The organism is Erwinia sp. S38, assembly GCF_016624545.1.
GTDB lineage: Bacteria > Pseudomonadota > Gammaproteobacteria > Enterobacterales > Enterobacteriaceae > Erwinia > Erwinia coffeiphila.
Genome location: NZ_JACVTS010000002.1, coordinates 334,721 through 357,982 on the forward strand (window position 1 = coordinate 334,721; position 23,262 = coordinate 357,982).

Consider the following 23,262-nt stretch of genomic DNA (forward strand, 5'->3'; position numbering starts at 1 on the left):
GGAAACGTCATCGCCTCAGGTTAAGTCATGCTGCCCGCGATTGATTGCATCATGTGACCGGCCGGTTAACCCGATCGGTTTCAACTGATTTCACTGGCGACGATCTCTTTCAGGCTCCACGGATGGAACTTGATGGTTACCTGGCCGTCTGTCACTGCCAGCGTCGGATTCGGCAGGCGTTCACCTTCCCCTTTCGGCGCGCTGCTTTTCACTGAAATACCCTGCTGGATGAGCCCTTCATCCGCCATCAGCGCCAGCGCACGTGAACCCAGCTGTGCCTCATCGCCGCGCAGCACGATCTCAACGTGCTCCCAGCCTTCGTGACGATACAGTTTCGCCCCCGGCCACGGCAGTTCAACAACGTCGATCTGCCACGGTCCTACGCTCAGCGGCGTATGCAGTTCGAACAGGGCAATCGGTCTGCCGGCAATCTCTTTTTCGGAAAACAGCGCGCCGCACTGCAAAAGTCCCTGCTTCCAACGCTCGGCAGTGGTGTTCTGATGGCAGCGGACCGCAATGTGATCGGCCTCCAGTGCGGTCAGATCCAGACCAAGGCGATCAGCCAGATGGCTAAGAGCGTTAACGAAACGCGCCAAATCCGCGCTTAAATCCTGCAGTTCGGGCTGAGTAGTGATATCGGTCATCTGAAAAAATCCTGGTTACGGCTCCGGCCACGCCGTAAAGGCATCTGGCGCGGAATGCGCTTTCTGTCGTTGCGGCGTATGTTACCCGAAAAGACAGCAAAAACTCACCCCGTCATCGCGTTAAGGTTCCTGGAAAAACAGGCGCTAAATGCAGTATACTTCCCCCCTTGTTTTTTTAACGACGCAAGCGGCGGGTGCTTTTTCCTCACCGGCGGCGTTACGATCGCGGCGCGCACCCTTTGCGTGCGGGCATCATCAGCATAATTAAGGTAACTCGGTGAATATTCAGGCCCTTCTCTCAGAAAAAGTCAGTCAGGCGATGATCGCAGTGGGTGCTCCAGCGGACTGCGAGCCTCAGGTGCGTCAGTCAGCCAAAGTGCAGTTTGGTGATTATCAGGCAAACGGCATGATGGCCGTGGCGAAATCACTGGGCATGCCGCCGCGACAACTGGCAGAAAAGGTTCTGGAACAGCTGGACCTGAACGGCATTGCCCGTAAGGTTGAAATTGCCGGTCCCGGCTTTATCAATATTTTCCTCGAACCCGCCTGGCTGGCACAGCAGGTGGACAGCGTGCTGGCTGCGCCAAAGCTGGGTGTGGCTGACGTTAAGCCGCAGACCATCGTTATCGACTATTCCGCGCCAAACGTGGCGAAAGAGATGCACGTCGGCCACGTGCGTTCCACCATCATTGGTGATGCCGCGGTGCGTACGCTGGAGTTCCTCGGCCACAATGTGATCCGCGCTAACCACGTGGGTGACTGGGGTACGCAGTTCGGCATGCTGATCGCCTTCCTGGAAAAACAGCAGAACGAACATCATGAAGACATCGCGCTGGCCGATCTTGAAGCCTTCTACCGCGAAGCGAAACGTACCTATGACGAAGACCCGGCCTTTGCCGAGCGCGCGCGTGGCTACGTGGTAAAACTGCAGGGCGGCGACGAGTACTGCCGGGCCATGTGGAAAAAACTGGTCGACATCACCATGTCGCAGAACCAGCTGATTTATGACCGCATGAACGTGACCCTGACGCGTAACGATGTCATGGGTGAAAGCCTGTACAACGACATGCTGCCGGGCATTGTGGCCGACCTGAAGGCCAAAGGCATGGCGGTAGAGAGTGAAGGTGCCACCGTCGTATTCCTTGATGAGTATAAAAACAAGGAAGGCGAACCGATGGGCGTGATCATCCAGAAAAAAGATGGCGGCTATCTGTACACCACCACCGACATCGCCTGCGCCAAATACCGTTATGAAACCCTGCATGCCGACCGTGTGCTGTACTACATCGACTCCCGTCAGCATCAGCACCTGATGCAGGCCTGGACCATCGTGCGTAAAGCGGGCTACGTGCCGAATTCCGTACCGCTGGAACACCATATGTTCGGCATGATGCTGGGCAAAGACGGCAAGCCGTTTAAAACCCGTGCGGGCGGCACCATCAAGCTTTCCGATCTGCTGGATGAAGCCGTGGATCGCGCCACTAAACTGGTTGCGGAAAAGAACCCGGACATGCCGGCCGATGAGTTGGACAATCTGGCGAACATCGTCGGTATCGGCGCGGTAAAATACGCGGATCTGTCGAAAAGCCGCACCACCGACTACATCTTCGACTGGGACAACATGCTGGCGTTCGAGGGTAATACTGCGCCGTACATGCAGTATGCCTACACCCGCGTACTCTCGGTGTTCCGCAAAGCTGGGATTGATGAAAACGGCATCAGCGGCTCAACGCGAATCGCTGAAGATCGCGAAGCCGCGCTGGCTGTTCGCCTGCTACAGTTCGAAGAGACCATTACCCAGGTTGCCCGCGATGGTACGCCACATGTGATGTGCGCCTATCTGTACGATCTGGCCGGTCTGTTCTCAGGCTTCTACGAACACTGCCCGATCCTCAGCGCGGAAGATGAAGCCACTAAGCAGAGTCGTCTGCGCCTGGCGCTGCTGACGGCGAAAACGCTGAAGCAGGGTCTGGATACGCTGGGTATTGAAACCGTAGAACGTATGTAATTCGTGCACGAAGGCAGGTTCGTTACACCTGCCGTCCTGCAGTAAAAACCCCAGCCGGGTATGAATCCGGCTGGGGTTTTTTAAGGCTTATCGATCAGGCAAGACGGGTGAAGCTCACCACCTTCTTTTCTTCGTTCTCCTGCTTGCTGCGCGGTTTCAACGCCTGGAGATCCTGCAGATAGCTTTGACGCCAGTGGGCAATGTCATTTTGCCGCAGTACCGCCATCATGTCGTTGTACCGCGAAATGCGTTCGGTGCGCGACATCGTTAAGGCGCGATCCAGCGCTGCTGCCACTTCATCACGATCGTACGGGTTAACGATCAGCGCCGACGTCAGCTCGTTGGCCGCACCGGCAAAACGCGACAGCACCAGTACACCGGGGTCGTCCGGGTCCTGTGCGGCAACATACTCTTTTGCCACCAGATTCATGCCGTCACGCAGTGGCGTTACCAGCCCGATATCGGTCAGGCGGAAGATTTTCATTAGTAAACGGCGATCAAAATGCTGATTGAGATAGTAAAGCGGCGTCCAGCCGAGAGTGCCATATTTACCGTTAATCCGCCCCGCCTCGGTCTCCAGCTGGTGGCGAATATCCTGATAGGCCTCCACGTCGCCGCGCGAAGTGGGTGCTATCTGCGAGTAACGGATTTTCCCACGGTGCTGCGGGAAGTTTTCCAGCAGCGCTTCATAGGCGAGGAAACGCTCCGGCAGCCCTTTGGAATAATCCAGGCGTTCGCAGGCAATGATGTTCTGTGCATCGCCCAGATCCCTCTTCATCGCCACCATCTTCGGCGGCAGCGGGCCTTCAGCCATCTCTTTAATACTGTCCGGCTCTATCCCGATAGGATACACCTCGGTAGCAAAGCGATTGCCGAAGGCACGATGCTGTTTCCCCTCGGTTTGTAGCGATGTCAGCAGAGAGACACACTCCAGAAACGCAATACGGTCGCTTTCAGTCTGGAAGCCCAGCAGATCGTAGTCGCACATCATCTCCAGCAGTTCGGCATGGGGCGGCAGCGCGTTGAAAATTTCCGGTGTCGGGAAGGGAATGTGCAGGAAGAAGCCAATACGGTTAGTCACGCCCAGTTCACGGAGTTCGGCGGCAAATGGCAGCAGATGATAGTCGTGAATCCACAGTACGTCATCCGGCTTCAGCAGCGGCAGCAGGCGCTGTGCCAGCAGCTTATTCACCCGGCTGTAGCCTTCCCAGGCTTCACGCTGAAAATTAACCAGATCCAGACGATAGTGAAAGGCAGGCCACAGCACCGCGTTGGAAAATTGCAGATAGTAGAGATCGTAATCATTTTGATTCAGACCAAAGGAGGCGTAGGTGATACCGTCCTGCTCCAGCATCGACAGCTCGTCATCATCTTCTCCGATCTCGTTAATATTACCGTTCCATCCGTACCAGACGCCGCCGGTGGTTTTCAGTGCATCAACAATACCCACCGTTAATCCACCAGCGCTGACCTTGCTGCCATCGGGAACAGCAATACGATTCGATACGACCACTAAACGACTCATAACGTTTCACTCCTTACCGACGCCTGCGCGCCCTGATCTAATTTTAATATTGTGAGTTCCAGCCAGTGCCAGACCGCACTAACATCCGGCAAATAGCCGCGTGCTTCACTGGTGCCTGCACCCACCTTCACGGAAACGCCCTCCATTGCGTTAACAACCTTAAATCCGGCCTCATCGGTTAAATCATCCCCGACAAAAACCGGGATGCGCCCTGAGAACGGGGGCTGTTTCATAAAGTATTTAATCGCCGCGCCTTTGCTGACGCCGTCCGGTTTCAGCTCAATCACGCATTTTCCCGGCTGCTGAACCAGTTCGGGAAAGCGGGCAACCAGCCCATCCGCGAGCTGTTGAATCGCCTGCTGATGCTGCGGTGCGCGACGGTAGTGCAGCGCAAACGCCATGCCTTTACTCTCCAACTGGGTACCGGGCAGCGCGGCGATTGCCGGTTCCAGTTCGGCGGTCAGCGAACGCACCGTTTCAGGGGATAAGGCAATGCGGTCAATGTTTCCCTGTCCGTCGCGCCGTTCGGCACCGTGTACACCCGCCAGCGCCAGTGAAAGTGGCTCCACCAGCTCATCAAGCTCACGCATTGGCCGCCCGGAAACCAACGCCAGCGCCCCATCGCTGTAAGCGGCAAGGCGCGCCAGGTTGTCGCGAACGGCAGGCGGGATACTGACTTCCTCGGGGCGTGACTTAATCGCCGCCAGCGTACCGTCGACATCGAAAAAAAACGCATAACGTGCCGGTTCCAGCGGGGGAACGAATTCTGTTTTGCTCACACATTCCTCCTGATTAGACATAGGCAAACTCTCCGCGCAATAAGGGGAACACTCAGTGAAATCGCGGTTGTCGGGCAGGATAAGAAAGGGCTGAATGGGGGGAATTCTTGACTACAATGTTGCTCTCCCTGATCAAAATCAGACTCTGTGCGATGGAGTACTACCCTCATACCCGACGCCCCTCAATGCGCATAACGTCAGCATTCAGTATAGTCAGGGATCGGGGAGCTGCCAGGTTTAGTGAAAAATCAGAGAGTTCACGACATAAGTGCCCTGAGTGCGTTTGGCAGGACTCATCCCGCTAATCCGACCCCGTACGCAACGGGTATACTCGCCCTCTTCAGATATGACTTATTACCAAAACCAGAGGATTTCCCGGTGATTAAATTCAGCGTGCTTTACCCCAACCGTAGCGATGCCCACTTCGACCATGACTACTACCGCGATGTGCATCTGCCGCTGATCAAAACACGGATGGGTGACGCCTGCCTCTCTTATGAGATTGATAAACCCTTAGGTGAAGATGCGCCGTTTATCGCCGCCTGCCACATTTACTGCGCAAGCCTCGAGGCGTTCCAGCAGGTGATGGCCCCGCACGCGGAAGAATTTACCGCCGACGTGGCGAATTTTACCAACGTGACGTCGGTTAAATTTATCTCAGACGTAGTGGTTAAGGGCTAACCGCGTTTGCGGGCAGGAGCAGAAGCAGAAGCAGAAGCAGAAGCAGAAGCAGAAGCAGAAGCAGAAGCAGAAAGTTAATCACACGTCAGGCGACACATTCCAGCCCCTAAAATAAACAGGCGGACCAGAGAGGCCCGCCTGATACGTCAACGGCCGTGATGACAGCCGTTACAGCAGTTTTCTTTCCGCCAGATCCAGCGCGAAGTAGCTGAAAATAAGATCCGCACCGGCACGCTTAATGGCGCCGAGGCTTTCCAGCACCACGTCGGTTTCACTGATAGCGCCAGCCTGCGCGGCAAACTTAATCATCGCGTACTCACCGCTCACCTGATAGGCGGCCAGCGGCAGACGGCTGTGCTCGCGCACGTCGCGCAGAATATCCAGATAGGCGCCCGCCGGTTTGACCATCAGCGCGTCGGCGCCTTCCGCTTCATCGATCAGCGACTCGCGAATGGCTTCGCGACGGTTCATCGGGTTCATCTGATAAGTTTTACGATCGCCCTTCAGCGAGGTCCCGGCTGCTTCACGGAATGGGCCATAGAAGGATGACGCGAACTTGGTGGAGTAAGACATGATCGCCGTGTCGGTGAAACCGGCTGCATCCAGCGCAGCGCGGATCGCCGCAACCTGGCCGTCCATCGCCGCAGACGGTGCGATAAAGTCGGCTCCGGCCTGGGCGGCAACCACCGCCTGCTTGCCGAGGTTAATCAGCGTTGCATCGTTATCCACACCGTGATCGTGCAGCACGCCGCAGTGGCCGTGGCTGGTGTATTCACAGAAGCAGGTATCGGACATCACAATCATCTCCGGCACAGTGTCTTTGCAGATGCGCGACATGCGCGCCACCAGGCCATTCTCATTCCAGGTATCGCTGCCGGTGGCGTCGGTATGATGTGAAATACCAAAGGTCATCACCGACCGCACGCCGGCTTTAGCAATTCGTTCGATCTCATAGGCCAGGCGCTTTTCAGGGATGCGCATCACGCCCGGCATAGCAGCGATCGGCTTATAGTCATCCAGCTCTTCTTCCACGAAGATTGGCAGCGCCAGATCGTTCAGACTCAGGCTGGATTCCTGGAACAGCGAGCGAAGAGAAGCGGACTGGCGTAAGCGTCTTGGACGCTGGATGAGAGAATTCGTAGACAAAACAACCTCGGTTTAACGACTCAGTCACCGGCAAAATCACGCGGCGGTGATGATAAAAGTGAATAGTGCGCTAACACTATACCTCCGGGCGGCAGATGACAATATTTGTGGAAATTACCTGCGCCTTAACGGCACAGAGTGCTTTGTTAGCTACAGAAAATTCACATTTTTTCCCCCTTCCCTTCACAGAGGCTGGTATTCTGCTTCGGCTCCTGCCGTTTTGACTTTCATTCTGAACATCAAAGGGAATCAAACATGTCTGACGTACGTCCGCTTAAATTCGTTACCCTGCTTGGCAGCCTGCGTAAAGCTTCGCTGAACGCCATTGTTGCTAACAGCCTGCCTGAACTGGCGCCTTCTGGCGTGGAAATCAGTCCGCTTGGCTCAGTGGCCGACTTCCCCCATTATGATGCCGATATTCAGGCGGAAGGTTTTCCTGAAGCCGTGCTGGCAATGGGTGCTGCGATTGCCGCCGCTGACGGGGTGATTGTTGTTACGCCGGAATATAACTACTCGGTTCCCGGTGCGCTGAAAAACGCCATCGACTGGCTGTCGCGCCTGCCGGACAGTCCGCTGTCGGGTAAGCCACTGGCGATTCAGACCGTCTCTCCTGGTGCTATCGGCGGCGCGCGCGCGCAGTATCATCTTCGCCAGAGTCTGGTGTTCCTCAACGCCAACGTGATTAATAAACCGGAAATCATGATCGGCCGGGCGGGCAGCCGCATCGACGCGGAAAAAGGCACGGTCAGCGATGAGAGCACCCGCCATCATCTGACGGCGCAGCTGGACGCGCTGGCAGCGCTGGCTTACCGCGCGGGTTAACCCCCACCGGCATCAGCCCCTGCGGAGCGTCGTGGCGTTGGCTCAACGCACGGGCTTGCCCCTACCGCAGTAGCGGCTGTATCGCTCTATTATGGCGATCCCGCAGCCAGCATAGCGGTCCGTCGGTCAGACAGGCGTTTTTGAGCCACAAAAAAAGCCGGGAAAGTCCCGGCTTTAAAAACGCTAGACGATCAGAAGAAGCCGAGCGGCTGCACGCTGTAGCTGACCAGCAGGTTTTTGGTCTGCTGATAGTGATCGAGCATCATTTTGTGCGTTTCGCGGCCAATCCCGGATTTCTTATAGCCACCAAACGCCGCATGTGCCGGATAGAGGTGGTAACAGTTGGTCCACACGCGTCCGGCCTTGATCGCCCGGCCAACGCGGTAGGCACGGTTGATATCACGGGTCCAGACCCCCGCCCCCAACCCGTAGATCGAGTCATTGGCAATGGCAATCGCCTCAGCTTCATCTTTAAAGGTGGTAATGCCCACCACCGGCCCGAAGATCTCCTCCTGGAAGACGCGCATACTGTTGTTGCCCTTCAGCAACGTCGGCTGGATGTAATAGCCGCCGTTGAGGTCACCTTCGAGTTTCTCCACCCCGCCGCCGGTCAGCACTTCAGCACCCTCTTTCTGCGCGATGTCCAGATAGGAGAGAATTTTATCAAACTGCTGCTGCGACGCCTGCGCGCCGACCATGGTATCGGTATCCATCGGATCGCCGCGCCGGATGGTTTTCACTCGCTTCATCACCGCCGCCATAAAGGGTTCATAGATGGATTCCTGTACCAGCGCGCGGGAAGGACAGGTACACACCTCGCCCTGGTTGAGGAAGCCGAGCACCACGCCCTCCGCCGCTTTTTCGATAAACGACGCTTCGGCCTGCATGATGTCTTCGAAGAAGATATTCGGTGATTTACCGCCCAGCTCAACGGTGGACGGGATCAGGTTTTTCGCCGCCAGTTCCAGAATATGGCCGCCGGTAGCGGTTGAACCGGTAAAGGCCACCTTGGCGATACGCGGATTAGAGGCCAGCGCTTCACCGGCCTCCTTGCCGTAGCCGTGGATCACGTTGAGCACGCCGTTCGGTAGCAGGTCGGCAATGACCTCCACAAACAGCGTGATGGAAAGCGGCGTCTGTTCAGCCGGTTTCAGTACCACGCAGTTGCCCGCCGCCAGCGCCGGGGCCAGCTTCCAGGCCGCCATCAGCAGCGGGAAGTTCCAGGGAATAATCTGCGCCACCACGCCCAGCGGCTCGTGGAAATGATAGGCGGCGGTGAATTCATCAATTTCCGCGGCGGTGCCCTCCTGCGCGCGCAGGCAGCCGGCGAAGTAGCGGAAGTGGTCCACCGCCAGCGGCATATCGGCGGCCAGCGTTTCACGCACCGGCTTACCGTTATCCCAGGTTTCATTCACGGCAAGGTATTCCAGCTTCTCTTCCAGTCGGTCAGCGATTTTCAGCAGAGTCAGAGAACGCGCCTGTACCGAGGTTTTACCCCAGGCATCGGCGGCGGCGTGGGCTGCATCCAGCGCTTTTTCCACATCGTCTTTATCGGAGCGCGGAAACTGGCCGATGTCCGAACCGTTGACCGGTGAGGTATTGGTAAAATACTGGCCGTTGACCGGTGGCACAAACTCACCGTTGATGAAGTTGCCATACTGCGGTTTAAGCACGATCAGGGAATCTTTACTGCCCGGATAAGCGTAGCGCATCATCGTTCTCCTGTTGAAATTCACATCGTTCGGCGGCATTAATTTAACAATGAAATAACCAATTATTAACATTGTTGATAAAGATGAGAATGTCAGATCGCACCAGTGGAAACTGTGACGAAGCCAGAAGGAAATGTGGATTTTACGGATCGGATGTGAGGTGGCTCACGAAGAGCCACCCGATGAATCGTCGCTAAACTAGGCGCGTTTTGCCGCAGGCTGTAACTGCTGCCAGAAATCCTGCAGCAGCTGGCGTGGCCATTCCGGCTCCGGCTGGTTGTGCATCAGTTTTTTAGCCTGCTCATCGCCAAGACTGTTATGCAGGCAGGCCGTCATAATTTCTGCGGTAAATTCAGGATGGAACTGCACCGACAGCGCCTGCGGGGAATAGCGGATAATCTGGCAGGGTTCCAGAGCAGAGCGGGCAAGTACCTGCGCGCCCGACGGCGGTGCCAGCACCGACTGACGATGGGATAGCCAGGCCGAAAAATGCTGCGGCAGCGAGGCCAGCAGCGGGTCCTGATGCCTTGTCGCGCTGGATTCCAGCTGCTGTAATCCGCGCTCCCAGCCGTTGGGGTTATCACCGACTTTCCCCCCCAGCGCGTAAGCCATCAGTTGATGACCGTAGCAGACACCGAGCAGCGGCAGCTTTTCCGCCACCAGATGGCGCACCCACGCGGCGGTCCGCTCGCTCCAGTCGGCATGATCGGTCACCATCGCCCAGGAGCCGCTGAGAATGGCGGCGGAAATAGTTGCCGGGTCGGGCAACGTCTCGCCGAGGTCCGGGCGTACAACAATATACTCACCGGCCGACAGGCCAAGCGCCTGCACAAACCACAGCTGCTGATCGCCCACCAGCTCACTGACCGGCAGCGGCGGCGTTTCAAGTTGGATAATGGCTAACGGTAGCTTCACGCTTATCTCTCCTGGCTGAGTACAATTCCCAGTCTCTTATCCTGACACTTTGCTTGCTAACTGTCTTATAACTTTTCTGGCAAATTGTAAACAAAGCATCAGCTTAAGCCGCTGCGTTTTTCGCGCTTTTAGCGCGATGGCGTGCTGAAAAAAAGTGGCACTTTAGCGCTTCATTCGCTGCATTTCATGCCATGATATTCAGGAGTGAAACGTTATTTTAAGGATTGTGCGGTGGCGCTGCGGCATTTTTTTCTGATACTTCTGGTGGTATCAATCTGGGCATTCAACAATATCGCCATTAAATGGGGCCTGATGGACCTTCCCCCGTTGATGATCACCACCCTGCGGTTTGTGGTGGTGGCGCTGATTCTGGTGCCGTTCACCCGCGTAAATCTTCAGCAGCTGCGTTATCTTATCGTCCTGGCCTTTACCTTCGGCTTTATGCACTTCTCGTTACTCTTTATCAGCCTCAACAACACCGATGCCGGAACGGCGGCGGTGATCGTCCAGCTGGGTACGCCAATCGCGATGCTGTTAGCGATGGTCATCCTGAAAGAGAAACTGCGCCTGGTACAGCTACTGGGAATTGCCATTTCGCTCAGCGGGGTGGTGGTGCTGTCCGGTAGCCCGACAATCCCCAACTGGTGGGTGTTGGTTCTGCTGCTCCTGAGTGCGCTGGGCTGGGCAATCAGCAATATGATTGTGAAAAAATCGCCGCCGATCAGTCCGCTGACGATGACCGGCTGGCTGTCATTTCTGGCGATACCCATCGTCGGCTGCGCGTCCTGGCTGACCGAATCCGACCAGCTGACGCTGCTGGTTAACTCTTCCTGGCGCGGCTGGTTCGGTATCCTGTTTAGCGCTATTGGTTCGTCGATTGTTGCCTACTCTTTATGGTACAGCCTGCTGAAGCACTACAACGTTAATCTGATCATGCCTTACTCTCTGCTGACGCCGGTACTGGCGGTGATCATGGGCGTGCTGGTGCTTGGCGATGAGATGAATGGTTTCAAGGCTGCGGGTTCGCTACTGGTCATTCTTGGAACGGCAATTGCGGTGATCAACCTGCGCAATCTGCGTATGCATGCAAAACTGGCGCGGTTCCGCTATGCGGGGCGCAGCAAACGGCATTAAACATTTCTGGAGGGCGTGATGAACGATCGGATAACCACTGAACTCTGGCAGCAGCTGTGGCAGGGGTTACGGAATTCATTATCTGCTCCGCCCGCACTGACGATAACCGGCCGACAGGCCCTGGTGTCCGCTTATCCGGTCAGTGAACTGGCCACCAGCAGCGTTGCGCTGGCCGCACAGGCCGTAGCCAGCCTGATAGACAGTCCCGAGCCGCTGCACGTTGACTGTGCCCTTGCTTCCCGCTGGTTCCAGCACGCCCTTCGTCCGATTAATCGCCCGCCTGCCTCTCTGTGGGACCCGTTTGCCGGTGATTACGCCTGCGCTGACGGCTGGGTTCGCCTGCATACCAATGCGCCGCATCACCGAGAAGCGATGGAGCGCGTGCTCGGCAGGCACGATAACCGTCAGGCGCTGGCCGCCACGGTCACGGGATGGGATCGTTTCACGCTCGAACAGGCCGTGGTGGATGCCGGTGGATGCGCGGCCGCGTTACGCAGCCGCGAGGAGTGGCAGCAGCATCCGCAGGGGCAAAGCGTCAGTCGTGAAGCGCTAATTGAGCAAAGCCTGCAACCCTGCGGACCACCTCCTGAATGGTCGCTACTTCCTGCTCGCCCGCTGCACGGCGTACGGGTGCTGGACCTGACGCGAATTATTGCCGGGCCGGTCGCCACACGCTTCCTGGCCGGGCTGGGCGCGGAGGTGCTGCGCATCGATCCGCCAGGCTGGCAGGAACCGTCTTTAGAAGAAGAGATTACTCTGGGAAAACGCTGCGCACGGCTGGACCTGAAATCAGCCGAAGGGCGGCGTCAGTTCGACATCCTGCTGGGTCAGAGCGATGTGCTGGTGCACGGCTACCGAGCCGATGCGCTGATTAATCTGGGCTACGACCAGGAGATGCTGCAAAAGCTGAAACCCGGTCTGATCGACGTCAGCCTGAACGCATGGGGATGGACAGGGCCGTGGCGAAACCGGCGCGGTTTTGACAGCCTGGTGCAAATGGCCTGCGGCATTGCCGATCGCGGGCGTCAATGGCAGGGGGGCGATGCGCCGGTGCCGCTGCCGGTCCAGGCGCTGGATCACGCAACCGGCTATCTGATGGCGGCGGCGGTGCTGGAAGGAATGCGCCAGCGGCGACTGCACAGTACCGGGTTTGCCGCCCGCCTGTCGCTCGCACGTACCGCCAGCCTGCTGTCAGACTTCCCTTACTCTGTCGATGAGCAGCCTGCCGGGCTGGGTGCCAGACAGCCGCAGGATGAAGAACAGGAAACGGTGATTTCCCACTGGGGGATTGCGGCCCAGCTTCGCGCGCCGTTCCGGCTGCCCGGAACACCGCTGCTGTGGTCACGATCGCCATCGCCGCTGGGTTCAGCCACAGCAGAATGGCTGGCGGTGAGTGAACAGCGTTAGCCCGTAAGCGATTAGAAAAGCACGGCAAGAGCGTGCCTGAAGCAAACACACAACCCGCCACAGCACGACAGCGCCTGAAGAAAAAACACGCCGCAGCCACAGTAAAAAAGCAACTGAAGAATTACGCGCAGCCAGCAACAGGAAAGATAACGCCCGGACAGGCTGCGCTGCAACGTGGTGCTTACTCGGCTTCGCCGCCCTGCTGCTCTTCCAGCTCGGCCAGCTCATCGCGCATCGTCTGTACGGCTTCACGGCTGATTGCCGCCAACGTGCGGTAAAACGCCGTTGAGGCGTGAGCCTCCACCTTGCCGAGAAACGCGCCGCACCACGGCATCAGGAACTCATCAAACAGAGTGACCTGTGCCAGGAACTCATCGGCCTCAGACTGATCTTCCAGCCAGGAAGAAGCCAACAGCAGTGCGCCAAAATGATCCGCCGGTCCTTCGCCCAGCGGCATGCCACGGCTGGTCAGAAAAGCGCGAACCTCCTCTTCCTTCGGCCCCTGCGGCCACTGCGAGCCGTACGGCGGCACCTTGCACTCGCTGCCAACAAACAGCGCGTTATAGTCAGCTGCCAGCAGCTGCGGATCGCTGTTTTCCTGCAGGCGGGTCAGTAGCTCATCCTGCTCCAGCGGCCAGTGCTGTTGCAGCTTACCTGACTGAAGCAGTGTAAACAGCGGCACCAGCAGCGGGTCCTGCGGCTGGCGGTTATACAGCGAGCCAAGGATGCGGCAGATGATAGAAAACTCATTCATTAGTTCGATTCCAAAAGTATGTCAGGGCTGAATCATACTATAGATCCGGCGGCGGCTGGGGGTGAAAGCGGAACTGCCGTTAGCGGATTCACTCGCAATCGCAGCCACTCCCCCTCACAACCAAACTAAAACTCAGCAAACTCTTCTATCGTTTTGCCGGTGCGCAGCGCGAGGAAATCGAGCAGGCGGCGCGGCGTCACGTTCAGCACGCGGTCTTCCGGGAAATCGACCTCACGCATGATGCGCAGGCAGTGCTCAAAGTTGCCGAGGGTAAAAGCGGTATGGGAATCGGAACCCAGCGCCAGCCAGCCGCCCGCCTCTTTTACCGCTGCGGCAACCGCGCGGCAGTTCGGTTCGCTGCCCTTGCGGGAGGTAGTAAAGGAGGAGTTGTTCAGCTCCAACGCCACGTTATATTTCGCCGCTGCTTCCGCGACCGCCTGAATGTCGATGGGATACTTCGGGTTGCCGGGATGGCTGATGATATGCACCAGTCCGTTGGCCATAGTGGCAATCATCGCTTTAGTATTATGTTCTTTATCCTGCGGTTGCAGCACCGGCTCGTGGAAGCCTGCAACGATAATGTCGATCGCTTCCAGCATAGGCCCGCTGCAATCAATCTCACCTTCGTTGTTTTTAATGTTCGCTTCAATGCCGCGCAAAATACCCACGCCGTCAATCACCCGCGGCCAAACTCTCATATTCACGAAGTGCCAGTAGTGCGGTGCATCGGCCATATCCGGGCCGTGGTCGGTGATCGCCAGCAGCTTAACGCCGCAGGTTTGTGCCTGAAGCACGTAGTCACGCAGCGTACTGTAGGCATGGGTGCTGGCAACGGTGTGCATATGAAGGTCAACGGGATACATGATTTACTCCTTAATGTTCAGGGCCGCACCGCTCACTGGGCGGCCCTTATCGTTTAGTAACCGCGTTCTAAATCAACGCGGCCTTCCGGCATCTGATTGTTTTCACACTGGGCAATCGCCCCTGCGATATAGTCCATAGCTTCCTCGGGTAAGGTTACAGCCGCATTATGCGGCGTCATGGCGATATCAGGATGCGACCAGAAAGGATGATCGGCAGGTAAAGGTTCAACGTTGAACACGTCCAGCGCGGCGGCCTTGACTTCCCCCGCCGCCAGCGCCGCCAGCAGATCGTCGTCCACGACGTGCGGCCCACGGGCCAGGTTAATCAGGAACGCACCCGGCTTCAGCTGGCTTAGCAGCTGCCGGTTAATGATACCGACGGTCTGCGGCGTATTCGGCAGCAGGTTAATCAGTACCTGCGTCCCCGAGAGGAACTCGCCCAGCTGATCCTGACCGTGGAAGCTGGTGACGCCGTCGATCTGCTTCGGCGAGCGGCTCCAGCAGCGCACCGGGAAGCCCCAGTCCAGCAGGCTTTTCGCCACGCTGCCGCCCAGCACACCGGCCCCCAGCAGCCCGATGGAGAAGGCATCGCGCTGATTGTTTTCCAGATGCTGCCAGCGGGCTTCACGCTTCAGCTGCTGGTATTCATTAAAACGGCGGAACCAGCCCAGCACGTGGTAGACGGCATATTCCTGCATCTGGCGGCCCATGCCGGTATCTTCCAGGCGGAACAACGGCACCCCGGGTGCCAGCATCTCAGGATGCCGCTTTAACTGGCCGAGAATATCATCCACCCCGGCACCCAGCGCGAACACCCCTTTCAGCTGGCGTCCCTGCAGCATAGCGACGGGCGGTTCACGCACCAGCGCATAATCAGCAGGAAGATCGTCGCCCGGCTGCCACAGTCGGACCCGCGCACCCGGCAGACGGCGCTGAACCCCGTCAATCCAGGCCTGAGCGTTAAAAGAGGGGTGGTAATAGATGATGTCCACGTTTTTTCTCCTGTTTTTCTTTAAGGCTCGGGTAAAACGCCACAGCTGGCAAGAAAAAAATGGTCGCGAATTCGTATTTTTAGGCTGGTTTGGCCTCTCTCCTGCCGTTTTTATCGGCAAAGTGATTTAAAACTGATTAAACGCACGCAAAAGCGTTGAAAGTCAGTTGACCGCAGCGAGGCTTTTCCCTACATTAGCGCCCGTCGACAACGCAGTTGCGATAACAATATGGTGAGGTGTCCGAGTGGCTGAAGGAGCACGCCTGGAAAGTGTGTATACGGCAACGTATCGAGGGTTCGAATCCCTCCCTCACCACCATATTTAAAGAGAGAGCCTGAACGAAAGTTCAGGCTTTTTTTTATGCCTGTTTCTCAGCGAGAGAGGGGCGAGAAGCCTCGACAAGGTTCGACAAAACGGCAGGAAAGACGTTTTGCACCACTTTTCAGCTTCGCATCACTCTTAGTTTTGTACACACATCAACGTTGGTGAATAAACCCCCTGTAACACAAACGCATTCCCTAACTCTTTAATCTTTATGTAGCGGCCGTGATCGAGATCGGGGCTGATCAGTACTTTGCTCATCACTTCATCAGCCGCGCTGTCTGCCTTCCGCTTAGACATGGTGATATCGGTCAGGTGATAAATGCCGTCCTTTTGACGCTGGTAGCTAAAGCCATACGAGCGTTCAACGTGATAGGTAACGGTGTTCGATGTCACCGTACCGGAGACGTTAAAATAGCCTTTATTATCCTTGCCCATCAGCAGATAAGAGTTGAGCCCGGCTGAGAAGTTGAAAGCATCAGAATCCACGATCAGGTAGCCGGTGCAGTCAAAACCGCTCTTGTTAGTCGAAGAGAAGACCCTGTACCCTAAAATTAATATGGCCACGACCACCGCAGTGGAAAGCATGTAAATTAATTTTCCCTGGAATTTAGCGCGTGATTTCATAGTCTGCTCTGTAATAATTTTCGCACGATGAGAATTTCTTACGTTTGTCGTCAACATAGTTGCAGCGGGAGATAAAAATCCGGCCTTTTTTATCGGTCAACACGGGCTCAGAAACGCGAACAAAGAAAATGCTGTTACCGGAACACAACATGCCCTTCGTTGCGATGACATTTTGCAGAACGGCAAGAGACTTTTCTGATTCATGTGGATTAAAACTTCTTACCGGGCAATTATCTATATTACCTAAAGACCAGGTCATCTCTTCCTGCCTGCCGCTATCCCCCATGACATATAAAGCAACAATACCTGCGACCAATACTGTCAAAACGATAGAAAGCAGCACGACCTTTACTTGCATGAAGGAAGGTTTAACCAGAATAGACTCTTCTGCTCGGACTTTCTCTGCAACGGTATTTTCGCGATGTGTATTTTCGAGGAATTGAGATTCAGTTGAATGACTTTCGTTAATTTCAGATTCTACAGCAGCGTCTTCAGCACTGTTATTGTTTACACTCCGCGCCCTATCAGGCTCTGATGCTGGGCGGGTATTGAGCTCAACCAGCGGCTCAATAACGGATTCAATGATTGTTCCACCCGCGGGTTCGCCGTCATCAAGCCTCTCCACACGAACAGATTTAGCAATCATGAAACCCAATTTGGGTACGGTAACAATGATTTCATCCGTACAGCCAAGCTTTTTAAACACCGCTCTTAAATCTGAGATGTACTTGTAAAGGCTATTGCTTGACGTTGATAAACCATAAGCATCCCATACATTTTCAAGCAGTTCATCTTTCGATATCACATTACCTTTGTGCTGCAGGAGATACGCCAGCAGTCGGCCCGTCGTGGCAGTCAAAATTACGCGGGTATCGTCATCTGTCCACACTCGCCCGTCATCATTCCTGAAAAAAATCGACTCCTGAATCCTGTAGATCATGCCTCAGCCTTTGATTTATTTAAGTGCCAGATCTCTAAAGTAAAAATACACCATAACGCAGCAGTTATTTTGACTAAAAAAACTTATAATTTAATTTATAATCAGCACAAAAACCCAAATAAGCGGAAATAACAAATACAAATAACCAATCTGGATTCACGGTGATAGTCTTTACCCCATCGAAACGAGATGCACGCAGCAGCCTTAAAGCAACACTGATTAAAGCGCTTGCCTGCAGACGTGAATCCTTAAACAGCGTGAATTGATGAGGAACATAAACGACAGAAAATGGGCACAGAGCAGAGCAACGGTCTGAACGCCGATTTCAACAGCAGATAAACGAAAAATATCCAGATATAGAAAAAGATACGGGCAGAGAGCGGAAATATCGTAGTGTTAGAAAATTCTTAAACAACATGATCTTAAACGTTGTTCGGTACGACAGGTGATTAACATATAAGCCTGGTGAAACAGTAACGTAAAACGTTAAAAAATAGTGTTGTGTAGAGGAATACTACCTAAGAAAATTCCAATACAAAGAATGCGCCTATTATTTTCTAGTTAAACGATAATCATAACCTATCAATCCGGGAGTGAATTATCCTTAAAGTAATGAACTAAATGAACTTAAACATTATTAAAAAACAATAATTGTGGAATTAAAACCCACAAAAAACAAATCAAGCAGATAAAACAACTGCTTTTGACCTAATGAGGTAGCTGAAGATTTTTAAGGTGGTAAATTATTGCGGAGTTATTGATATGTCGGGCACACAGGGAATAAGGGTCGATATCATGGAATTGAATTCAGGCATTAAACCGTCAAGGAATGTGTTATCACACGACCAATATTTTATCCTTGGCCTACTGGAACTGCTCGGCACAGATTTTATTGAAGCATTTTACCAGGTTGTTGACCTGGATTTTAATGACATAAATGAATGTAAGGACCTGCCTGCTTCCAGAAAAAAAACGGTGGCTTTCGCTTCCAGCGACCTGGCCTATTACAACTCCGAACTTTATAAGGAAGTAGCCGTTTTAGATAAAGGAAGCAGCCTGAAAGAAATTATTTCTTTCTTTGCGAGTGAAGACACACCAGGGAATTACCATATTAAATTTAACTTAACGCATCGTGAAAAACAGATGCTCAACATGTTAAGAAAGGGAGAAAGCAATAAGGAAATAGCTTTAAAACTTGGCGTAAAGCTAAAAACAATTTACTCACACCGGCGGAATTTAATGATGAAGCTGGGATGTGAAAACAGAATTATGTTCCATAAATTATTTTTAAAAAACCGGCTTATTACATCTGAGTAATAGCCTCACCAATATGATAAAGGAAATATATCATGAAAAAATTAGCGATTGTTGTTCTGTCTGCCCTGTCTCTGACCTCTACTGCTGCTCTGGCTGCAACCACGACGGTGAATGGCGGTACGGTTCACTTTAAAGGTGAAGTGGTCAACGCAGCCTGTGCAGTCGATGCCGGCTCAATGGACCAGACCGTAACGTTAGGCCAGGTTCGTTCAGCTAAGCTCGCCGCTTTAGGTGATACCAGCTCGGCGGTCGGTTTTAACATCCAGCTGAACGACTGTGATACCTCCGTTGCGACCAAGGCAGCCGTTGCCTTCTCAGGAACGGCCATTGATAACGCTAACCCGGATGTACTGGCGCTGCAAAGCTCCGCTGCGGGCAGCGCAACCAACGTTGGCGTACAGATCCTCGACAGAACCGGCACGCCACTGAAACTGGATGGTGCTGACTTCAGCAATGCAACCGTCCTGAACGATGGCACCAACGTGATTCCATTCCAGGCGCGCTACTTCGCTACCGATGCTGCAACCGCAGGTACCGCGAACGCCGACGCCACCTTCAAAGTTCAGTACGAGTAAGACACTCATCACGCAGGGAAGCGAATCGGGCCAGGATGGCCCGCTATCCGCAACGGGACTGGGATGAACAAAATGCAAAGGATGAAATCGGGTCTGTTGATGTTGCTGTTGCTGTTACCCCCGCTGGCACTGGCGGGAAATCAGTGGCACGTCACCTTACCCGGCGGAAGTATGCGTTTCCAGGGGATCGTTATCGCCGAATCCTGTCGCGTTGAAGCCGGTGACCGGCAAATGACAGTCAGGATGGGGCAAATCAGTAGTAACCGTTTTCATGCCGCAGGGGAAGATGCCAATCCCGTTCCCTTCGACATTCAGCTGCAGGAATGCAGCACGGCAGTCAGTCAGCACGTGGGCGTGACTTTTCACGGCGTCGCTGATGGTAAAAACCCCGAGGTTCTCTCCGTCGGAGAAGGCCCAGGGATCGCAACCGGAATTGGTGTTGCACTGTTCGACAAAGATGACCAGTTGATCAGTCCAAATTCACCTCCCGCTTCATGGACGCGAATTTATACCGGGCTGAACACATTACATTTCGTCGCAAAATATCGGGCAACGGGCAATCAGGTTACCGGCGGCATTGCGAATGCGCAGGCCTGGTTCTCCCTGACCTATCAGTAATTAACAGCATAGATACCGCCAACAGAACATACGGTGAATGCTAAAGGAGACAACATGAAAAAAACACTTAACTTCACTCGGGGCCTGTTGGCTGGCTTATTTATGGTTGCCACTGCGGGCTTGATTCCGCAGGCAGAAGCCGGCGTTGCACTGGGCGCAACCCGGGTCATTTATCCCGCCGGGCAAAAACAGGTTCAGCTGGCTGTCACCAATAATGACGACAGCAGTACCTATCTTATCCAGTCATGGGTTGAGAATAAGGATGGCGTGAAGGACGGCCGTTTCGTTATCACGCCTCCGCTGTTTGCCATGCAGGGTAAAAAAGAGAATACCCTGCGCATCGTGGATGCCACCAACAATCAGCTGCCGCAGGATCGCGAAAGTCTGTTCTGGATGAATGTTAAAGCGATCCCATCAATGGAGAAATCAAAGCTCAGCGAAAATACGCTACAGCTGGCCATTATCAGCCGCATCAAGCTTTACTATCGTCCGGCTAATCTCGCCATGCCGCCAGAGCAGGCCGCAGAAAAGATTAAGTTTCGTCGCAGCGCGGGGACTCTCACGCTGATTAATCCAACGCCGTATTACCAGACTCTCACCGAGATCAACGCCGGTACCCGAATTCTGGAAAATGCACTCGTGCCGCCAATGGGCGAAGTCAGCATCAAACTTCCTGCGGATGCAGGCAGTGATATCTCCTGGCGCACCATTAATGATTACGGTGCTTTAACCCCGCGCATGAAAGGCACGATGCAGTAAATCGATGGGGAGAAACGCTCTCCCCTTCCCCCAATTAACGAAAAGAAATGACTGCCGGGCGACTTCGGACCGGAGGGACTATGTCACATCTGAAATATGGACTCGACCGTTTGGCTTTCCGACGCGCACTGAGCAATGAATCACGATCTTCCGGCAAATTAGCCCGCATTCCGCTCGCGATTTTACTGGCCTCCCAGACCTTTTCTACACAGGCTGACATTTACTTTAACCCGCGTTTTCTGGCAGACGATCCCGCCGCAGTCGCGGACCTTTCTAATTTTGAAAAAGGACAGGAAGTTCCGGCGGGTACGTACCGCGTTGATATTTATCTCAACGACGGTTACATGACGACTCATGACGTCAGCTTTAATCCGGGTGAAGACGGTCAGGGTTTGATTCCCTGCCTGACGCGCGGTCAGCTGAGCGATATGGGTGTGAACACCTCATCAATCGCCGGAATGGAGCTGCTGGGAAATGATGCCTGCGTAGCGCTCGCTCAGATGATTCCCGATGCCACCAGCCGCTTTGACGTAGGTCAGCAGCGTTTACACCTGACCATTCCTCAGGCTTTTATGGGCGGACATGCTCGCGGCTATATTCCACCTGAAATGTGGGATAACGGTATTAATGCCGGTTTGCTGAATTACAACTTCACCGGTAACAGCGTTCACAACACGAACGGCGGCAACAGCAATTATGCTTATCTTAACCTGCAAAGCGGGCTGAATATCGGTGCCTGGCGCCTGCGCGATAACACCACCTGGAGTTACAGCAGCAGCGGCAGCTCCAACAGCAATGAAAATAAATGGCAGCACGTGAACACCTGGCTGGAGCGCGACATCACTTCATGGCGTTCACGCCTGACGCTGGGCGACAGCTACAGCAACAGCGATATCTTCGACGGCATCAACTTCCGCGGCCTCCAGCTGGCTTCCGATGACAATATGCTGCCGGACAGTCAGCGAGGATTTGCGCCGTCCGTTCACGGTATTGCGCGCGGTACGGCACAGGTATCGATCAAACAAAACGGCTACGAGATCTATCACAGTACCGTGCCACCGGGCCCGTTCACCATCAACGATCTCTACGCAGCAGGAAGCGGCGGCGATCTGCAGGTCACCATTAAAGAAGCGGACGGCAGCAGCCAGGTTTTCACCGTGCCCTACTCTTCTGTACCGATCCTGCAGCGTGAAGGCCGTACCCGCTACTCATTTACCGCCGGGGAATACCGCAGCGGTAACGATCAGCAGGAAAACCCCCATTTTGTCCAGGGCACCCTGCTACACGGACTGGCCTCGGGTTTTACGATTTACGGCGGCGCACAGCTGGCAGATCGCTATCGTGCATTTAATTTCGGCGTAGGTAAAAACATGGGCGAGTTCGGCGCGCTGTCGCTTGACGTGACCCAGGCCAACGCCACCCTGCCCGATGACAGCGATCGTCAGGGGCAGTCGATACGCTTTCTGTATAACAAATCGCTCAGTGAAACAGGCACCAATTTTCAGCTGGTGGGTTATCGCTACTCTACCCGCGGCTTTTTTAGCTTTGCCGATACCACCTATAACCGCATGAGCGGCTACAACGTGGAAACGCAGGATGGCATCGTCGAGATGAAACCGGTCTTCAGTGACTACTATAACCTCGCTTACAGCAAGCGCGGCAAAGTGCAGGCCAGCATCACCCAGCAGTTAGGACGCACTGCGACCGCCTATCTGAGCGGCAGTCATCAGACCTACTGGGGAACCGATGGCGCCGATGAGCAGCTGCAGCTCGGCGTGAACACCGCCGTTGATGACATTAACTGGACGCTGAGTTACAGCCTGACCAAAAACGCCTGGCAGCAGGGCCGCGACCAGATGCTGGCGCTGAACGTCTCGATTCCGTTCAGCCACTGGATGCGCTCCGACAGTCAATCCGCGTGGCGTAATGCCAGCGCAAGCTACAGCATGTCGAACGATCTCAATGGACGGACGACCAGCCTGGCCGGGCTTTACGGTACCGTGCTGGAAGACAATAACCTGAGCTACAGCATGCAAACCGGCTATGCAGGCGGTGGCAACGGCAGCAGCGGCAGTAACGGGTATGCGGCACTGAACTACCGTGGTGGCCATGCTAACGCTAACGTCGGCTACAGCCGCAGTGAAAATATTGATCAGGTTTATTACGGCATGAGCGGCGGTGTACTGGCGCATGCTAACGGCGTGACGCTAAGCCAGCCAATGAACGATACGGTCGTGCTGATTAAGGCACCCGGTGCAGGAAATGTAAAAGTAGAAAACCAGACCGGCGTTCGCACCGACAGCCGCGGCTACGCCGTACTGCCTTACGCCACTGATTATCGCGAAAACCGCATCGCGCTGAATACCAACAGTCTGGCGGACAACATTGAACTGAATGACGCCGTTGCCACCGTGGTGCCGACACACGGCGCGATTGTTCGTGCCGAGTTTAAGGCCCAGGTCGGCATGAAGCTACTGATGACCCTGACTTACAAAGGTAAACCCGTGCCGTTTGGTGCCATGGCGTCTTCTGCCGACGGCCAGAATAGCAGCATCGTCGCCGACGGTGGCCAGGTGTATCTCAGCGGCATGCAGGCGGCCGGTAAGGTGCTGGTGAAATGGGGAGACGGGGCGGACGCCAGTTGCCAGGCCGATTACCGCGTGGCGAAAGAAGATCAGGATCAGGCATTAAGCCAGCTGTCAGCGGTGTGCCGCTAAGGAAGC

Annotated in this window: 21 protein-coding genes and 1 tRNA gene; 11 read left to right on the top strand and 11 right to left on the bottom strand. The window is 54.8% G+C overall.

From position 1 onward, the window contains the following. Nucleotides 1-80: 80 nt before the first annotated feature. Nucleotides 81-644: a VOC family protein gene (locus IBT46_RS03810; protein ID WP_200544146.1), complete on the bottom strand. Its 564-nt coding sequence runs from the start codon at nucleotides 642-644 to the stop codon at nucleotides 81-83. Between the two features lie 277 nt (nucleotides 645-921). Here IBT46_RS03810 and argS point away from each other — a divergent pair, with 277 nt between their 5' ends. Next, nucleotides 922-2,652 (top strand): arginine--tRNA ligase, encoded by a 1,731-nt coding sequence (argS, locus tag IBT46_RS03815; RefSeq protein WP_200544148.1) that lies wholly within the window; start codon nucleotides 922-924, stop codon nucleotides 2,650-2,652. A 94-nt stretch (nucleotides 2,653-2,746) separates the two neighbouring features. Here argS and otsA read toward each other — a convergent pair whose 3' ends face one another. Then, complete coding sequence (otsA, locus tag IBT46_RS03820) at nucleotides 2,747-4,177, bottom strand: alpha,alpha-trehalose-phosphate synthase (protein WP_200544150.1); 1,431 nt, start codon at nucleotides 4,175-4,177, stop codon at nucleotides 2,747-2,749. Then, complete coding sequence (otsB, locus tag IBT46_RS03825) at nucleotides 4,174-4,977, bottom strand: trehalose-phosphatase (protein WP_200544152.1); 804 nt, start codon at nucleotides 4,975-4,977, stop codon at nucleotides 4,174-4,176. Before otsB ends, otsA begins: the two co-directional genes overlap by 4 nt. 357 nt (nucleotides 4,978-5,334) lie before the next feature. Between otsB and IBT46_RS03830 the strand changes: the two genes are divergently transcribed. Further along, on the top strand, nucleotides 5,335-5,637 hold the full coding sequence (locus IBT46_RS03830; RefSeq protein ID WP_105595069.1) for an EthD family reductase: 303 nt from the start codon (nucleotides 5,335-5,337) through the stop codon (nucleotides 5,635-5,637). Between the two features lie 168 nt (nucleotides 5,638-5,805). Here the strand turns inward: IBT46_RS03830 and hemB are convergent, their stop codons facing one another. Next, entirely contained in the window at nucleotides 5,806-6,783 is a 978-nt protein-coding gene (gene hemB / locus IBT46_RS03835) for a porphobilinogen synthase (protein ID WP_200544154.1), read from the bottom strand. Nucleotides 6,784-7,038: 255 nt separating this feature from the next. On the opposite strand from hemB, the gene IBT46_RS03840 reads away from it, so the two are divergent. Beyond that, nucleotides 7,039-7,605, top strand: coding sequence for an NADPH-dependent FMN reductase (locus tag IBT46_RS03840; RefSeq protein ID WP_200544156.1), 567 nt, complete (start codon nucleotides 7,039-7,041; stop codon nucleotides 7,603-7,605). A 191-nt stretch (nucleotides 7,606-7,796) separates the two neighbouring features. Here the strand turns inward: IBT46_RS03840 and IBT46_RS03845 are convergent, their stop codons facing one another. Then, nucleotides 7,797-9,317: an aldehyde dehydrogenase family protein gene (locus tag IBT46_RS03845; protein WP_200544361.1), complete on the bottom strand. Its 1,521-nt coding sequence runs from the start codon at nucleotides 9,315-9,317 to the stop codon at nucleotides 7,797-7,799. A 198-nt stretch (nucleotides 9,318-9,515) separates the two neighbouring features. Beyond that, nucleotides 9,516-10,238, bottom strand: coding sequence for a glutamine amidotransferase (locus IBT46_RS03850; protein ID WP_200544364.1), 723 nt, complete (start codon nucleotides 10,236-10,238; stop codon nucleotides 9,516-9,518). Nucleotides 10,239-10,463: 225 nt separating this feature from the next. Between IBT46_RS03850 and IBT46_RS03855 the strand changes: the two genes are divergently transcribed. Next, nucleotides 10,464-11,366: an EamA family transporter gene (locus tag IBT46_RS03855; protein ID WP_200544366.1), complete on the top strand. Its 903-nt coding sequence runs from the start codon at nucleotides 10,464-10,466 to the stop codon at nucleotides 11,364-11,366. Nucleotides 11,367-11,384: 18 nt separating this feature from the next. After that, the gene (locus tag IBT46_RS03860; protein ID WP_200544158.1) at nucleotides 11,385-12,773 is read left to right on the top strand and encodes a CoA transferase; all 1,389 of its coding nucleotides are present in this window, start codon (nucleotides 11,385-11,387) and stop codon (nucleotides 12,771-12,773) included. 181 nt (nucleotides 12,774-12,954) lie between these two features. On the opposite strand, the gene IBT46_RS03865 is transcribed toward IBT46_RS03860, so the two are convergent. From IBT46_RS03865 to ghrA, 3 genes are all read right to left on the bottom strand, one after another. After that, on the bottom strand, nucleotides 12,955-13,527 hold the full coding sequence (locus IBT46_RS03865; protein ID WP_200544160.1) for a molecular chaperone: 573 nt from the start codon (nucleotides 13,525-13,527) through the stop codon (nucleotides 12,955-12,957). 125 nt (nucleotides 13,528-13,652) lie between these two features. Then, complete coding sequence (locus IBT46_RS03870; RefSeq protein ID WP_200544162.1) at nucleotides 13,653-14,390, bottom strand: phosphatase; 738 nt, start codon at nucleotides 14,388-14,390, stop codon at nucleotides 13,653-13,655. A gap of 53 nt (nucleotides 14,391-14,443) precedes the next feature. Beyond that, nucleotides 14,444-15,382, bottom strand: a complete 939-nt coding sequence (gene ghrA / locus IBT46_RS03875; protein WP_200544164.1) for a glyoxylate/hydroxypyruvate reductase GhrA — start codon at nucleotides 15,380-15,382, stop codon at nucleotides 14,444-14,446. Nucleotides 15,383-15,612: 230 nt separating this feature from the next. Between ghrA and IBT46_RS03880 the strand changes: the two genes are divergently transcribed. Further along, nucleotides 15,613-15,700 (top strand) — tRNA-Ser (locus tag IBT46_RS03880). A 141-nt stretch (nucleotides 15,701-15,841) separates the two neighbouring features. Here the strand turns inward: IBT46_RS03880 and IBT46_RS03885 are convergent. Together IBT46_RS03885 and IBT46_RS03890 are read right to left on the bottom strand one after the other, a co-directional pair. Beyond that, nucleotides 15,842-16,330, bottom strand: coding sequence for a hypothetical protein (locus tag IBT46_RS03885; RefSeq protein WP_200544166.1), 489 nt, complete (start codon nucleotides 16,328-16,330; stop codon nucleotides 15,842-15,844). Then, nucleotides 16,314-17,270 carry a helix-turn-helix domain-containing protein gene (locus IBT46_RS03890; protein ID WP_200544168.1) on the bottom strand — a complete coding sequence of 319 codons (957 nt, stop codon included), beginning with the start codon at nucleotides 17,268-17,270 and terminating at the stop codon, nucleotides 16,314-16,316. Before IBT46_RS03890 ends, IBT46_RS03885 begins: the two co-directional genes overlap by 17 nt. Before the next feature lie 762 nt (nucleotides 17,271-18,032). Between IBT46_RS03890 and IBT46_RS03895 the strand changes: the two genes are divergently transcribed. The 5 genes from IBT46_RS03895 to IBT46_RS03915 all read left to right on the top strand — a co-directional run bounded on the left by IBT46_RS03895 (nucleotide 18,033) and on the right by IBT46_RS03915 (nucleotide 23,256). Further along, nucleotides 18,033-18,587, top strand: coding sequence for a LuxR family transcriptional regulator (locus IBT46_RS03895; RefSeq protein ID WP_234479927.1), 555 nt, complete (start codon nucleotides 18,033-18,035; stop codon nucleotides 18,585-18,587). A gap of 32 nt (nucleotides 18,588-18,619) precedes the next feature. Beyond that, entirely contained in the window at nucleotides 18,620-19,162 is a 543-nt protein-coding gene (fimA, locus tag IBT46_RS03900) for a type 1 fimbrial major subunit FimA (protein WP_200544170.1), read from the top strand. Between the two features lie 72 nt (nucleotides 19,163-19,234). Next, a complete protein-coding gene (locus tag IBT46_RS03905; RefSeq protein WP_200544172.1) occupies nucleotides 19,235-19,780 on the top strand; it encodes a fimbrial protein in 546 nt (181 codons plus the stop codon). 54 nt (nucleotides 19,781-19,834) lie between these two features. Further along, a complete protein-coding gene (locus tag IBT46_RS03910; protein ID WP_234479928.1) occupies nucleotides 19,835-20,539 on the top strand; it encodes a fimbria/pilus periplasmic chaperone in 705 nt (234 codons plus the stop codon). Nucleotides 20,540-20,619: 80 nt separating this feature from the next. Beyond that, the gene (locus IBT46_RS03915) at nucleotides 20,620-23,256 is read left to right on the top strand and encodes a fimbrial biogenesis usher protein (RefSeq protein WP_200544176.1); all 2,637 of its coding nucleotides are present in this window, start codon (nucleotides 20,620-20,622) and stop codon (nucleotides 23,254-23,256) included. The last annotated feature ends 6 nt before the right edge of the window (nucleotides 23,257-23,262 follow it).

Coding starts and splice junctions, on each gene's coding strand:
- IBT46_RS03810 (WP_200544146.1), bottom strand. CDS start 644: ATGACCGATATCACTACTCAGCCCGAACTGCAGGATTTAAGCGCGGAT.
- otsA (WP_200544150.1), bottom strand. CDS start 4,177: ATGAGTCGTTTAGTGGTCGTATCGAATCGTATTGCTGTTCCCGATGGC.
- otsB (WP_200544152.1), bottom strand. CDS start 4,977: ATGTCTAATCAGGAGGAATGTGTGAGCAAAACAGAATTCGTTCCCCCG.
- IBT46_RS03840 (WP_200544156.1), top strand. CDS start 7,039: ATGTCTGACGTACGTCCGCTTAAATTCGTTACCCTGCTTGGCAGCCTG.
- IBT46_RS03845 (WP_200544361.1), bottom strand. CDS start 9,317: ATGCGCTACGCTTATCCGGGCAGTAAAGATTCCCTGATCGTGCTTAAA.
- IBT46_RS03860 (WP_200544158.1), top strand. CDS start 11,385: ATGAACGATCGGATAACCACTGAACTCTGGCAGCAGCTGTGGCAGGGG.
- IBT46_RS03865 (WP_200544160.1), bottom strand. CDS start 13,527: ATGAATGAGTTTTCTATCATCTGCCGCATCCTTGGCTCGCTGTATAAC.
- IBT46_RS03870 (WP_200544162.1), bottom strand. CDS start 14,390: ATGTATCCCGTTGACCTTCATATGCACACCGTTGCCAGCACCCATGCC.
- IBT46_RS03885 (WP_200544166.1), bottom strand. CDS start 16,330: ATGAAATCACGCGCTAAATTCCAGGGAAAATTAATTTACATGCTTTCC.
- IBT46_RS03890 (WP_200544168.1), bottom strand. CDS start 17,270: ATGATCTACAGGATTCAGGAGTCGATTTTTTTCAGGAATGATGACGGG.
- IBT46_RS03895 (WP_234479927.1), top strand. CDS start 18,033: ATGTCGGGCACACAGGGAATAAGGGTCGATATCATGGAATTGAATTCA.
- fimA (WP_200544170.1), top strand. CDS start 18,620: ATGAAAAAATTAGCGATTGTTGTTCTGTCTGCCCTGTCTCTGACCTCT.
- IBT46_RS03905 (WP_200544172.1), top strand. CDS start 19,235: ATGCAAAGGATGAAATCGGGTCTGTTGATGTTGCTGTTGCTGTTACCC.
- IBT46_RS03910 (WP_234479928.1), top strand. CDS start 19,835: ATGAAAAAAACACTTAACTTCACTCGGGGCCTGTTGGCTGGCTTATTT.
- IBT46_RS03915 (WP_200544176.1), top strand. CDS start 20,620: ATGTCACATCTGAAATATGGACTCGACCGTTTGGCTTTCCGACGCGCA.